This is a genomic window from Thioclava indica, assembly GCF_000714545.1.
Lineage (GTDB): Bacteria > Pseudomonadota > Alphaproteobacteria > Rhodobacterales > Rhodobacteraceae > Thioclava > Thioclava indica.
This window is the reverse complement of the sequence record NZ_AUNB01000002.1, coordinates 80,278-93,132: the sequence shown is the minus strand read 5'-3', so window position 1 is coordinate 93,132 and position 12,855 is coordinate 80,278. Positions and strand designations below refer to the sequence as shown.

10 protein-coding genes are annotated in these 12,855 nt (G+C 59.2%); 1 reads left to right on the top strand and 9 read right to left on the bottom strand.

What is annotated here, in order from left to right; all coding sequences use genetic code 11:
- Positions 1-51: 51 nt before the first annotated feature.
- The 3 genes from hslU to hslV are packed head-to-tail and all read right to left on the bottom strand — an operon-like array spanning position 52 to position 2,974.
- The gene (gene hslU / locus DT23_RS02690; protein ID WP_038127966.1) at positions 52-1,359 is read right to left on the bottom strand and encodes an ATP-dependent protease ATPase subunit HslU; all 1,308 of its coding nucleotides are present in this window, start codon (positions 1,357-1,359) and stop codon (positions 52-54) included.
- 3 nt (positions 1,360-1,362) lie between these two features.
- Positions 1,363-2,424, bottom strand: a complete 1,062-nt coding sequence (locus tag DT23_RS02685) for a hypothetical protein (RefSeq protein WP_156023826.1) — start codon at positions 2,422-2,424, stop codon at positions 1,363-1,365.
- Positions 2,417-2,974, bottom strand: a complete 558-nt coding sequence (hslV, locus tag DT23_RS02680) for an ATP-dependent protease subunit HslV (protein ID WP_038127965.1) — start codon at positions 2,972-2,974, stop codon at positions 2,417-2,419. Before hslV ends, DT23_RS02685 begins: the two co-directional genes overlap by 8 nt.
- A 91-nt stretch (positions 2,975-3,065) precedes the next feature.
- Here hslV and DT23_RS02675 point away from each other — a divergent pair, with 91 nt between their 5' ends.
- Positions 3,066-3,971 (top strand): hypothetical protein, encoded by a 906-nt coding sequence (locus DT23_RS02675; protein ID WP_038127963.1) that lies wholly within the window; start codon positions 3,066-3,068, stop codon positions 3,969-3,971.
- A 45-nt stretch (positions 3,972-4,016) separates the two neighbouring features.
- On the opposite strand, the gene trxA is transcribed toward DT23_RS02675, so the two are convergent.
- The 6 genes from trxA to tsaE are packed head-to-tail and all read right to left on the bottom strand — an operon-like array spanning position 4,017 to position 12,855.
- Positions 4,017-4,337: a thioredoxin gene (gene trxA / locus DT23_RS02670; RefSeq protein ID WP_038127961.1), complete on the bottom strand. Its 321-nt coding sequence runs from the start codon at positions 4,335-4,337 to the stop codon at positions 4,017-4,019.
- Positions 4,338-4,391: 54 nt separating this feature from the next.
- Entirely contained in the window at positions 4,392-7,784 is a 3,393-nt protein-coding gene (gene addA, locus DT23_RS02665; protein WP_038127959.1) for a double-strand break repair helicase AddA, read from the bottom strand.
- Positions 7,781-10,723 carry a double-strand break repair protein AddB gene (gene addB, locus DT23_RS02660; protein WP_038127957.1) on the bottom strand — a complete coding sequence of 981 codons (2,943 nt, stop codon included), beginning with the start codon at positions 10,721-10,723 and terminating at the stop codon, positions 7,781-7,783. The genes addA and addB overlap by 4 nt, the downstream gene beginning before the upstream one ends.
- On the bottom strand, positions 10,723-11,412 hold the full coding sequence (locus DT23_RS02655; protein WP_038127955.1) for a nucleotidyltransferase family protein: 690 nt from the start codon (positions 11,410-11,412) through the stop codon (positions 10,723-10,725). Before DT23_RS02655 ends, addB begins: the two co-directional genes overlap by 1 nt.
- Positions 11,388-12,383, bottom strand: coding sequence for an aminoglycoside phosphotransferase family protein (locus DT23_RS02650; RefSeq protein ID WP_038127953.1), 996 nt, complete (start codon positions 12,381-12,383; stop codon positions 11,388-11,390). Before DT23_RS02650 ends, DT23_RS02655 begins: the two co-directional genes overlap by 25 nt.
- Positions 12,376-12,855, bottom strand: coding sequence for a tRNA (adenosine(37)-N6)-threonylcarbamoyltransferase complex ATPase subunit type 1 TsaE (tsaE, locus tag DT23_RS02645; protein ID WP_051696998.1), 480 nt, complete (start codon positions 12,853-12,855; stop codon positions 12,376-12,378). Before tsaE ends, DT23_RS02650 begins: the two co-directional genes overlap by 8 nt.

Genomic DNA, 12,855 nt, shown 5'->3' with positions numbered 1-12,855 from the left:
GCCTCCGACCAGACAAGCGCACGATAGCAAAGCTGCGCTATGATGCCAGTCTCAAAGAACGTATCGGCTCAAATCGCTGTCGCGCGTCAAGGCACCCAGTTCCTTCTCGACGAAATCAGCATCGATCGTCACGCTTTCCCCCGCACGGTCCGGCGCGGTAAAGGCCAGTTCCTCAAACACCCGTTCGATGACGGTATAAAGCCTGCGCGCACCGATATTTTCGACCGAGTGGTTCACCTCGGCGGCGATCCGGGCGAGCGCCTCGATGCCGTCTTGCGTGAATGAGACCGTGACGTCCTCGGTCGCCATCAGCGCCATATATTGCCGGGTCAGCGCGTTATCTGTTTCCGACAGAATCCGCGTGAAATCCTGCTCTGTCAAAGCGCGCAGCTCTACCCGGATCGGCAAGCGCCCCTGCAATTCGGGCAGTAGATCCGAGGGTTTGGCAATGTGAAACGCGCCGCTGGCGATAAACAGGATGTGGTCGGTTTTTACGGGGCCGTGTTTCGTCGAAACCGTCGTGCCCTCGATCAGCGGCAGCAAATCGCGCTGCACGCCCTCACGCGATACATCGGCTCCGCGTGCATCGGATCGCGCCGTGACCTTGTCGATCTCGTCGATGAACACGATGCCGGAATATTGCACCGCCTCAAGTGCTGCGGCTTTGACCTTTTCATCATCGAGCAGCTTGTCGGCCTCATCCGAAATCAGCGCGTCATAGCTTTCGGCCACCGTCATCTTGCGCTTGGCCGTGCGGTTGCCGCCAAACGCCTTGAACAGGTCTTGCAGACCCTGCATCTGCGTTTCCATGCCCGGCTGGCCACCCATCATGCCCATCGGCATACCGCCAGAGGTATCCGACACTTCCACCTCAATCACCTTGTCGTCCAGCACGCCGTCGCGCAGTTTCTTGCGAAACATCTCGCGCGTTGCCTCGCGCGCATCACTGCCTGCCAAAGCCTCGATCACGCGGTCTTCAGCCGATTTATGAGCCTGCGCCTTAACGTCCTCGCGCATCTGATCGCGAGTCTGCACCAGCGCAACATCGGTCAGATCGCGGATGATCTGTTCGACATCGCGCCCGACATAGCCGACCTCGGTGAATTTGGTCGCCTCGACCTTCAGAAACGGCGCTTTAGCCAGCTTTGCCAGACGACGCGAGATCTCGGTCTTGCCGACCCCGGTCGGGCCGATCATCAGGATATTTTTGGGATAGACCTCTTCGCGGATATCATCGGCCAGCTTGTGACGACGCCAGCGATTGCGCAGCGCCACAGCAACGGCGCGCTTGGCCTCTTTCTGCCCGATGATAAAACGGTCAAGCTCGGAAACGATTTCGCGGGGGGTCAGGTCGGTCATGGATCACTCCGTAACATAAGGCGGCAAGCGAGATTTGCCGGGAAATTGAGGAAGCAGGCGCATCAGGCGGGTGCGCAGCTCGGTCCAGAACGAGCCAAGCGCAGTCAACGCCAGCCCGATCAGGATCAGCACCACCCACCAACTGCGCGGATCGGCAGCATCGCCAAACGCGTAGAAGCTGAGAAAGATCATGTAGCCGATGCCAGCGGTAAAAAAGGACCGCCGGTCGATGATCAGCGCCAGCGCGGCGGCCACGATCAGGGCCAGCAAAAGGAAGCCATACCCGGTGCCCGGCCCCATTTTGTAAAAGGTCAGCGCCACGGTATTCACCAGCGCAGGCGCGGCCAGCACATGCAGCCAAAAGCCCGAGGCCGATTGCCGCCCCAGCCGATGCGGGTCGCGCATGTCAAACCAGATGCCGCCCGCCAGCGCGAGAAAGCCGAACAGCAACATCGCCAGTGAAATCGGCGAGCCTTGCGCAAGATCGAACATATCGATGGTCTGCGCCATCTCGACATCCGGCCCGAGCCCCTTGGCAAGATTAAGCAGGATCGCCAGCACACAGAGCCCGACGAGAAACATCGAAAACGGCACGCGGTAGCGCAGAAACCACGCAATCAGCGCCAGCGCCGTGACGCCGAGCGCGAGGTTCAAACTCGGATCCTGCGCAACAAAGCGTATGCTAAGGATGGGGATGCCGAGGAAACTCGCCAGAACCGCGCCCGCCAGCGTCACCGTCAGCAGAATCGAGGGCAGCACCATGCGGCGCTTGCGGGTGAAATACTCGGCGAATAACGCTGTGAGCGGGATCAGAAAGACGTAGCCACCATTCCCGCCCAGAAACAACAAAAACCCGAACGTGCCGGCAATCAGGATCGCAAGGCCGACGGTCACGAATATCTCTGCAAAACCGCGAAACAGCTCAAACGGTTCGTCCTCGGCTGGTAGCGCGGCACGACCGGATATGCGGTTGGCGGCGAGCGCCATCACGCTTGCGGCCTGTGCCTCGCTTAGATGACCAGCGGCGACGGCAGCGCGCAGATCGTCCTTCGTGATCTCACTCACCGATGGTCTCCACCGTCAGGTTGCCGTTGGTGTAGACGCAAATATCAGCCGCAATCGCCATCGCCTTGCGCGCCACAGCCTCGGCATCGAGATCGGTTTCCATCAAGCCGCGCGCCGCTGCCAACGCATAATTCCCGCCCGAGCCAATCGCCGCGATGTCGTTCTCGGGTTCCAGCACATCGCCCGCACCTGTCAGCACGAAAAGATCCTTACCGTCGGTCACGATCAGCATCGCTTCGAGATTGCGCAGATATTTGTCCATCCGCCAGTCTTTTGCCAGATCAACGCAACTGCGCGCCAGTTGACCCGGCGAGGCCTCGAGTTTTTTCTCAAGCCGTTCCAGCAAGGTGAACGCATCGGCGGTCGATCCGGCAAAGCCCGCCACAATATCATGTCCGCCTGGGCTGAGGCGGCGCACCTTGCGCGCGGTGCCCTTGATGACGGTCTGGCCAAGGCTCACTTGCCCGTCACCCGCCACGACCACCCGACCGCCTTTGCGAACGCCAATGATCGTTGTGCCGTGCCAACCCGGGAACTTGTCGTCTGCCATAACTACCTCCGTGTTAACGCAGATATGAGGCCGCAAGCCGCGCCCTGCAACCCCGCTTGCCCGGTTCGCCCGCGCGCGCTAGCGTCCGGCCATGACAGAGCGGCACCTTTCCATCTACCTCGATCCGGCGACCCTGTCTCAGGTGCGCAAGGGGCAACACAATTTCTTTACCCGTCTGATTGGCGCGCTACGGACAGTGAACTGGAGCGTCGATCTGCATGAAACCAGCCCCGCCGCACGGCGCGCCGCGCGCAAGAAACCGGGCTATGCGCTGTATCATATGGAGCCACCGACCCATGCGCGCGCGCTGACTTGCCGGCGCAGCTATGTCGGGGCGTTTTGGCATATCGAGGACAGCGCCGAGCGTTGGGAATGGCCGGTCGCCAAGGCGGATTTCAATGCCGATGACATTGACGGAACGGAGGCCGCGCATTTCTTCGGGATGTGGAAAAACAGGCTCTATTCCGGCGCGAATCCGACGAACGAAGACGATTTGGCCCTGATCGCACTGCAAGGAAAGCTGCGCGATCACCGCTCGTTTCAGGCCATGAGCCCAATTCAAATGATCGAGGAGGTTCTGGCGCGTCATGCGGGGCCGGTCGTGGCCACCTTGCACCCTAAGGAAACCTATACACCCGACGAAATCACCGCGCTTGAGCGTATCGCATCGCAGTTCTCCCGCTTTCGCTTTCAACTGGGCGGATCGCCAGACCTGCTGCCGCTTTGCCGCTATGTCGCAACGCAAAACAGCGCCCTCGCGCTGGAAGGGTTCTTTTTACGCAAGCCCGCGATCCTGTTTGCGAAGTCAGAGTTTCACCATATCGCGGGATCTGTTCCGCGCGATGGGTTAGATGCCGCGTTTCGCAGGCTCAACCAAACCCCGCCAGTCGCGCGCTATCTCTATTGGTTTTTTCAGCGCAACGCGTTGAACGCCGGCCGCCCCGAATTTGAAGAGCAGTTACGCGCTCATCTCAAAAATTTCGACTGGCCGATATGAAAAAAAGGCGCCCGAAGGCGCCCTTTTTGATCATTTGCGAAACGTTCAGATCGACGATTCGATCCAGCTTTGCAGCGCAGCTTTGGGTGCAGCGCCAACTTTGTTCGACACCACTTCGCCGTCCTTGAACAGGAACAGCGCCGGAATACCGCGTACACCCAGCGTTGCCGGGCTGTCGGGGTTTTCATCGACGTTGATCTTCACGACTTTGATCTTGCCCGACATTTCTTCGGACAGCTCCTCAAGCGACGGGCCGATCATCCGGCACGGGCCACACCATTCAGCCCAGAAATCAACGACGACGGGAACGTCGGACTTGCGCACTTCTTCGTCGAACGTGGCGTCGGTAACAGCAACGGTAGCCATATCAGCCTCCTGTTAATTCGGTTGAGGTGAACGTAGGATTTGACCCGCCCTGCGTCAAGATACTGGGGGTGTGCGCAATGACGCATCAAGCTGTGCGTCACCGAGCGGCATCACCTCGCCCGAGGCCGTCCACAAAATTGCGCAGCGCACTAGCTTGTCGGGATGGATCAGCCGCAAGGCCCCGCGATAGGCCGCCATCTGGCGCACCAATCCCTCGGGCACCTGATCGGGGTGATCGGGCACCACGGCGTTGGATTTGTAATCCAACACGCGGATTTCATCGTCCCCGATCACGAGGCGGTCGATGAAGCCGTGAATGCGGCGATTGCCCAATTCAGGCAGCTCGGCGCTGATCTCGACTTCGGCAAGCGCACCTTCACCCAACCACTCCGCCATGTGCGGGGCGTCCAGAACACGGCTCGCTTCCGCCAAAACAGGCTCTATTTCGGCCCAAAGCAGCGCATCTTCGCCATATCCCAGCAATGAACGCGCAACCTCTGGCCACTCCGCTTTGTCGCGCTGCGGCAGGTGTTCCAGCAGCAAGTGTAACTGGCGTCCGCGTTGCTTTGCCGCGTCCTCGTCCAGTATTGCCCCTTCGCCCGGCAACACCTTTGCGCCGCCTAAATTGGACGGAGAAAGCGCCATTTCAGCTTCATGAATCTTTGGAGCGGCTTCATGCGCCCATTTTGGCAAGACCGCCATCGCCGATGTCTGAGTCTCGGCCGGCGTATCCGCTAAGGCTTCAGGCCACTTAGCGTGACTATGACGTTGGATCTGGCCAAGATCGTTAAGCGGCGCGCTATAGCCTGAAAAAGTCTCTGTTCCGGCCTTTTCCATCCCTTCCGCGATCCGCGAATACCAGCTATCCTCGCCCTCGCCCGTCTTGCCCGCAGCCGCAACGATCAACCACTTTTCGGCCCGCGTCATCGCCACATATAACAAACGCAGCGATTCCGCCTCACGTCGCGCCGCAGTCTCTTCTTGAGCCTGACGTTGCGCATCGGGCGCGAGGTCTTTGGTGACACTCCAGCCCGCAACATCCCCCGCCAGCTTGACGACTTGCGCGTCATTTTTGGGTTTGCGCTCTGCCGTGTCGGGCAAGATCACTATTGGCGATTCAAGACCCTTCGATCCATGCACCGTCATCACCCGAATAGCACGCCCTGCCCCTTCAAGTTGGCGCTTTACCTCGACCTCATCGGCCTCAAGCCAGCCTAGAAACCCGGTCAGGCTAGGCACTTCGCTGCGCTCAAAGGCGAGGGCTTGCGAGATCAATTCGTCAATCCCGTCTTCGGCCTCTGCCCCCAAACGCGCCAACAGCCGCTCACGCCCGCCATGACGGGTCAAAAGCCGTTCAACCAATTCAAACGGGCGCAGGAAATCTGCGTGATCGCGCATATCATAAAGGATTTTCAACGTGTCAGGACGCGCCTCAGATTTACGCAATGCCTGCCACAAATACCCCTCACGCGCATGCGCCAAAGCGTAAACCTCTGCCTCGCTCCAACACAAAAGAGGCGAGCGCAGGGCTTCTGCTAAGGACAAATCGTCCTCGGGCGTCGCAAGAAATGCCAAAAGTGCGCGAATATCACGCACGGCCAATTCCGCACCCAATTTCAGCCTGTCAGCCCCTGCAACTTGCAGGTTGGCGGCCTTGCAGGCGCGAATGGTCTCGGCGAATAGATCAGAGCGACGGCGCACGAGGATCAGAAAATCGCCCTCATGCACCCGACGCGCCCCGGTATCCGCCTCGCGATCCGGGATTTGAACGCCTTGATCAATCATCGCGCGAATTTCAGCCGCGATCGCGCGCGCAAGCACCACCGTGTCCGAGGTCTCACGCACCAGATCAACCGGATCTTGCCAGTCACTGTCCTCATTCGCGACATCTTGCGCGACCACCGGCCACAAATCGACCCGCCCCGGCAAATCGGTCTGGAAAGCGATATGATGTGGCGGGCCGCCTAAGCCCTGCACCGCGCCTTGCGCAAAGCTCTGATCCACAACGCGCAGCACAGCGGCAGAGGACCGGAAGGAGTGCTCCAGCTCAAGCGCTCGCAAAGGCGATCCGATACCCTCGAATTTCGCCTGAAAGTGGCTCTGCATCGCCTCAAAATGCTCTAGATCGGCACCTTGAAAGGAATAGATCGACTGCTTGCGATCGCCCACAACAAACAACGTGCGATCTGCCTCGCGCGCGCCCTGCCCAGAGGTAAACTCATCGGCAATCCGTTCGATCACGCGCCACTGGCCGGGGCTGGTATCTTGGGCCTCATCGACCAGAATGTGATCAATCCCACCGTCGAGTTTGAACAGCACCCATTGCGCCACCGAAGGGTTCGATAGCAGCGCAGCGGCGCGTTCGATCAGATCGTCGAAATCAAGCCAGCCGCGCTGTGCCTTATAGCGCGCGATCTGCGGCAAATAGATTTGCGCAAAACGATGCAGCACATGGCTACGCTCAGCGGCCACAAAAGCAAGACGCTCTTCTCGCGTGTCAGCCACCCGCTCCGCCAAATCCTTGAGCGCCTCAAATACGGCGTCGCCAAGCTTCTCCTGTAAAGCTCTGGTCAGCAACTTGTCGCCCTTGGGCCCGTAAGGCACCTTGGCACCGCTTTTCAGGTTCATCACATCGGCAAGCTTACCTAGCGCCGTGAGGTCCAGCGTGTCGATCTGTGCAAACACAGCGCCGACCTTTTGGTCGTTGGTGCCACTGGCCAAGCAAAGCGGCGCTGCGCCTTGGATCAAGTCCAGATCACCCGGCTCAAAGGCGCGCGCGGCTATAGTTTGCGCCGTCACATCATCTGGCAAACCATAGCTGGAGAAAATCTCGGCACGGCTGCGATCTGGTATAAAATAGGCTCTATTTTGGCCAATTTCACGACATATCGATTCTAGATCTTCACCCGAATAGGCAAGCAACAGCGCATCCAACACCGACCGGTCAGGGCCCAGCGCGATCTCCTCCAACAGATCTTCGCGCATCAGATCACCCGCGCGGTCATCCATCTCGCTAAATCCATGAGGCACCTCGGCCTCAAGCGGGAAACGCCGCAACAAAGAGGCACAAAACGCATGGATCGTCTGGATTTTCAGCCCGCCGGGGGTCTCGATCGCCTTCGCAAACAGCCGGCGCGCTTCGGCCAAGCGCCCGTCTGTGATCACACCCTCTTCGCCCAGCGCTGCAAGATAATTGCGCAGCTTGGATTCTTCCATCATCGCCCAGCCGCCAAGCAGCTTTAAGAGACGGTTTTGCATCTCTGCGGCGGCGGCTTTGGTGTAGGTTAGACACAAAATCCGTTGCGGTTCGGTGCCGTTGAGCAGCATCCGCGCGACTCGATCCGTCAGAACTTTTGTCTTGCCCGAACCCGCATTCGCGCCCAACCAAACCGAATCTCGCGGCATCGAGGCTTGGATCTGCCGCTCGCTGGCTTCATCCCGGCTCATTCCAAATCCTCCGGTTCAGGCTCATCCGTCGCGTCCCACTCACCAAACCGCGAGAGCAGATCATAATCGCTGCTGTCGCGCGTCTTTTGCATCGCCCGCCGCGCCGTAAACCCCTGAGACGGTCGCTGATAGCGTGCAACCAGTTCGGTCAGTCGCGCCCATGCCTCCTCCGGCGTCTCGGTCCGATCCTTCGATTTGCCTTTGATGTCACGTGTTTCACCACCGCCGCCAAGGCGAACATAGGTCATATCGCTGACAGCACGCGGACCAAGTGTCTCAAATGCGCCGCGCTCAACCATCGCAGCCTCAAGCAACATCTGTTTATTGAATGCGATCACCTCGGCTTCACTGGGCAAAGCGCCCGACTTATAGTCATAGATCCGCACTGTCCCGTCACTCAGAAGATCAATTCTGTCCGGTTTCGCCGTGATGGTGAAATCGACGTTTTCCAGTGGAATAGTGACCTTTTCTTCGATGATAGCAGGGGTGCCGACTTGCAACCTTTCCACCTCATCCTCACAGAATTTCTGCGCAATCCGAGAAATCCGCGCACGCCAAATTCGCCGCGTGCTCGGCCAAGGCACTTCGGTTTCCAGGACGTCATCCGTAATCGCGATCAAACGCTTGCGTGCATCACTTGCCTCTTCATTCACAGGCCGCTCGCGCGTGAACCGCTCGACAATCTCATGCAGAATTTGTCCACGCAAAAGCGGATCGGGGGATGGCCGTAGCGGATCAAGCGGAAAGAGCTTCAGAACACGTTTCGCATAAATTGCGTAAGGATCGCGAATTAGGGTCTGAACCGCCGTAACAGAGAGATTTTTCGGACGCTGATCCACGGGTGGTCGCGGCGAAGGGCGCGTGGCAGAGCGCAGCTCCAGCCGCGGCGCTTCCAAGGCATCGACCAATCGCAACCACTGCGTCCCCCGATCACGCATCGCGTCGATCGCCTCTTGTCCATGCTGATCCGGCAAACCTTGAACGAGATTTAGCACACGATTGAGCCAACGCGACGGGATCGTCTCGGCCTCGGCATCGCGCCGCGCGCGGCTTAGCACGACAGTCTTGGACGCAACGGCTTGTTGGAAATCATGCGCCGATAAGCCGATCTGACGTTCGGGCAGCAATAGACCCGCTTCCAGTCGCATTTGCCGCGACAGCCAAGGATCTGGCGCGGGTGCCTCGGGCCAACTCCCCTCGTTCAACCCGCCGCAAATCACCAACTCGGCACCCTGCGCGCGCGCCTCAAGCGTGCCCCAGATCGCAATCAACGGATGGGCAGAAACGCCGCTACGCGCGATACCGCTTTGCAAATGTCGGTTAATCAGATCGGCATAGGCGGAGGGTGTAATGTCTCCGCCATGCGACGCCTCGCGCTGCAGCTCTTCCATCAAACGCAACGCCTCGCGGCCCCCCTCTTCGCGCCATAGCTCGCTGGTATTGACGCTTCCATCCGGGCCAGCGGCAATCAAACTGATCAATGTCAAATGCGTGTCTACACTGGCGGAAAGTGATGTTTTTTCCGGGGTTTCGAATGTGGTTAAAACACGAGATAGCCAACCGACCCAAACCTCACGATCCTCTGGCTTTTTCGACGCCCAAGCGCGCAACGCATCCGGTGTTGGAAAGGCCGGGCCGTTGCGGCGAAGCTCCAACTCGAGATCGCGCGTCAGGCGCAAATGTTCACCGCGCGCGGTCGGACCGGCCCCCGTCGCGCAAAGCGGGTGCTTGAGCAGCACCAGAAGATCCGCAATCGTCATCGGCTGACCCAGAAAGGTTGCCACATGGCGCAACAACCGCCCGGGAGCCGTTTGTTGCAGCGGTTGGCCTGCGCTGTCATCGGGAATAATCCCCCAACGATCAAGCACAGAGGTCACCCGGCGTGCAAGCAAGCGATCCGGCGTAATCAGCGCGGCGGATGTGCCCGTCTCGGCGGCCTCGCGTAAGATAAGCGCCAAAGCCAAGGCCTCTTGGCGAGGATCACGCGCCTCAATTAAGGTCAACCCTTGGCAAGCGTCGCGCAGATCGCCCAAGTTCCGCCCCTCGACCCGCCATTGATCGGTGACAGGCGCGGGGCGCAAGGCGAGCGAGATCAGGCGGTTGCGCGCCTCGTCATGCGGGGTTGCGGCCCGCCAATCCTCAACATCGCCGACCGCCAAATCCATCTTGTCCAGCAAGGCACGGAAGCGGAACTGAGGATGGTCTTCGATAGGAAAAACGCCAGAATAGAGACTATTCCATGCCGCATCTGTCATCTCACGGTCAAATCCGGGTAACACGATCATGCCCTGATCCAGCCTAGCAACCGCGCGCATGAACGTCGCCGTTGCCCCCCGTGACCCGGTCGATCCAGCGACGATAATCGGGTCGCAAGGCGGGTGCGTTTGCCATTGCTGCGCGATCGCCTCGACGACTTGGCGTTGACGCGCGTCGGCATCAAGCGCCGCATCGTCTTCGAAATAGCGCGCGACGATACGAATGAAATCAAGGCTGCGACGCCAGTGCTCGGCATGGCTTTCCGAAATTTCGATCGCCTCAAGCGCGTCGGGATGCACGCCTTCGCTTTGCATCTCGGCCATCAACGCAGAAAGGCTCTCTGCCAGCGCAAAATGGCTTGAACCCGCCTCGAATGCGGGAATGGCGCGGGTTAATTGTTCGACCAGCTGCGCCAGTTCAAGTTTGCGCTGCAATGGCGACACGGCCAGCGGCATCCCGGCGAGCGGATCTTGCCCAAGATCACTTACCAGACGCAGACGCGGCAGATAGCGCGCACCACTGCGTTGAAACTCCTCGCGAACCCGACGCAGCATTCGACCCGAGTTCAGATAAAGCTGCACCCGCGCCATCGATTCAGGCGGCTGCGATGCCATGCGCTCTAACAGGCCCGTGACCAGTTCTTTCGGGAAATCCACGCCCGGCGGAAGCGCGAAAACGCTCATCAGCTATCTCCACGCAGCAGGGATTCAGCCAAAGCAATTGAGCTAGGCTGCCCGACATCACACCAACCGCCATCATAGAGCACCCCGTAAACGCGGCCCCGTGCGATCATCTCATCCCATAGCAAATTGAGCGAGAAAACATCTTGCGAAATAGACCCTATTCCAGATGGATTCAGGACTTGTGCACCGGTGTAAACGTAGCCTTCCCCGCGCATCAGACAGCCTTTCGCATCCATCGAAAAGTCCCCTTTTCCGGAATGACCCAGCGCATTTTCCGGGCGCACCAAAGCCAGCAGCGCATCCATTTTTGTGCCGTCCCAATGCGCACGCAACTTTGTGATCACATTTTCCCCACGCCAGACGGCATCGGTGTTCAACGTCATCACTGGCCCCTCGCCGAGAAGACCAAGAGCCTTGCGCAGCCCTCCTCCGGTTTCCAAAATCTGCGCCCGTTCGTCCGAGATCATCACGTTCTGCCCGGCGAGATAATCCTCAACCTGATCGGCGAGATAATGGACATTCGCAACGACACGCTCGACCCCGGCCTCTTTGATCAGATCCAATGCATGATCAATCAGCGGCTTTCCGGCGACTTCGACCAAGGGCTTGGGGCGGGTTTTGGTTAAGGCCCCCATGCGTGTGCCGAACCCGGCGGCGAAGAGTATTACGGATTGCGGCGTGTCGCGCATGCGGCCTCCAGTTCAGCGATACGTGCGGCAGTAGGTGCAGGGTAGGCAGCGTAAAGATCCTGCGCGATGGCGCTCAACGCGGGATGGCGCAAATTGCGTTCAATATTGCGCCAGACCCGCGGCATCAGCTGTAAATAACCCGCTTTCCCGTCGCGCAGGCACAGTCGCGCAAATATGCCGAGAATGCGAAGCGCCCGCTGAGCGCCCAGCAACGCATAAATCGCGGCAAAACGATCACCCTCAATCCCGCTTCGTGCCGCAAAACGGGCAATTTCACGTTGCGCACAGGCTTGCGAGACATCGCGGCGCGCGTCCTGCAAAACAGAGACTAAATCATAGGCCGGATGGCACCGCACCGCGTCTTGAAAATCGAGAATTCCGAGGGCGCGCACCCCGGGGCGATCAAGCAAAATGATGTTCTCGGCATGAAAGTCGCGTAGGCAAATCCCGCTCGGCTCTTGCGCAAGCTCGGTGTAAAGAGACGCGATTTTCTCAGTGAGCGCAGCGGCAGTTTCAAGCGAGCGACAGGGATACCATTCTGGCGTCAGCGCCAGCAATTCCGCGAGCGCTGGCCCATCAAGGAGCGGCAGGAAATCGGGCGGTGGTACATCCTGTAAAGTTAACAAAAAGTCGGTGATTTGCGCATAGATTTCATCTTCGCGGTCTGGCGCGTCCGTTAAGGCGCGCGCCGCCAAGGTATCGCCAAAATCTTCAAGCAGCAAAAACCCGTCAGCCTCGGCGCGCGCAAGCACTTTGGGCGTCGAAAACCCGGCTTGCGCAAGATAGTCCCCGATGCGCAGGAACCGCGCCATCTCTTCGCCCGGTGGCGCCTTCATCAAGACAGCCGTTCGCCCATTTTGCGACAACCGATCATAGCTGCGCGCAGAGGCATCACCCGCCAGTTTCACGCGCGTCGCATCGGCCCATCCGGCCTGCGCCAGAAATCGGGTCAGGGCACGAGGATCAACCATTCCAATGCTCCATAATCCGTGCCGCCAAATCGGTGTTTCCACTCAGACAGACGCGGCGGGCGTGCCCGTCATGTGTCAACTCAAACGACAGTTTAAGGGCGTTTTCCGGTGTATTAGAGCCTAAACGGTCCGGCCATTCGATCAAACAGATCGCACTTTCAAAGGCGGCCTCAAGCCCCAACTCGTACAGTTCATCTGGATGGCTTAATCTGTAAAGGTCTGCGTGCCAAATCTCACAATCGGCCTCATAGGTCTGAACCAGTGTAAAGGTCGGCGAAGGTACATCTTCATGTAACCCCTGCGCCGCCAGACGGTGCTGGATCAGCGCGCGGGCGAAATGCGTCTTTCCCGCGCCGATCTGACCCTCTAGCAGCAGGACATCACCAGATTGCAGCACGTCGGCGACAACCGCGCCAAACCGGCTGGTCGCATCAGGATCGGGCAGGGTCAGACAGGGCGCTCGCGAATGCAT

What these genes read in the sequence shown, in the direction of transcription:
- addB (WP_038127957.1), bottom strand. Translation starts at nt 10,723, where the DNA reads ATGAGCGTTTTCGCGCTTCCGCCGGGCGTGGATTTCCCGAAAGAACTG.
- hslV (WP_038127965.1), bottom strand. Translation starts at nt 2,974, where the DNA reads ATGGCAGACGACAAGTTCCCGGGTTGGCACGGCACAACGATCATTGGC.
- hslU (WP_038127966.1), bottom strand. Translation starts at nt 1,359, where the DNA reads ATGACCGACCTGACCCCCCGCGAAATCGTTTCCGAGCTTGACCGTTTT.
- addA (WP_038127959.1), bottom strand. Translation starts at nt 7,784, where the DNA reads ATGAGCCGGGATGAAGCCAGCGAGCGGCAGATCCAAGCCTCGATGCCG.
- DT23_RS02675 (WP_038127963.1), top strand. Translation starts at nt 3,066, where the DNA reads ATGACAGAGCGGCACCTTTCCATCTACCTCGATCCGGCGACCCTGTCT.
- DT23_RS02655 (WP_038127955.1), bottom strand. Translation starts at nt 11,412, where the DNA reads ATGCGCGACACGCCGCAATCCGTAATACTCTTCGCCGCCGGGTTCGGC.
- DT23_RS02650 (WP_038127953.1), bottom strand. Translation starts at nt 12,383, where the DNA reads ATGGTTGATCCTCGTGCCCTGACCCGATTTCTGGCGCAGGCCGGATGG.
- trxA (WP_038127961.1), bottom strand. Translation starts at nt 4,337, where the DNA reads ATGGCTACCGTTGCTGTTACCGACGCCACGTTCGACGAAGAAGTGCGC.
- tsaE (WP_051696998.1), bottom strand. Translation starts at nt 12,855, where the DNA reads ATGCATTCGCGAGCGCCCTGTCTGACCCTGCCCGATCCTGATGCGACC.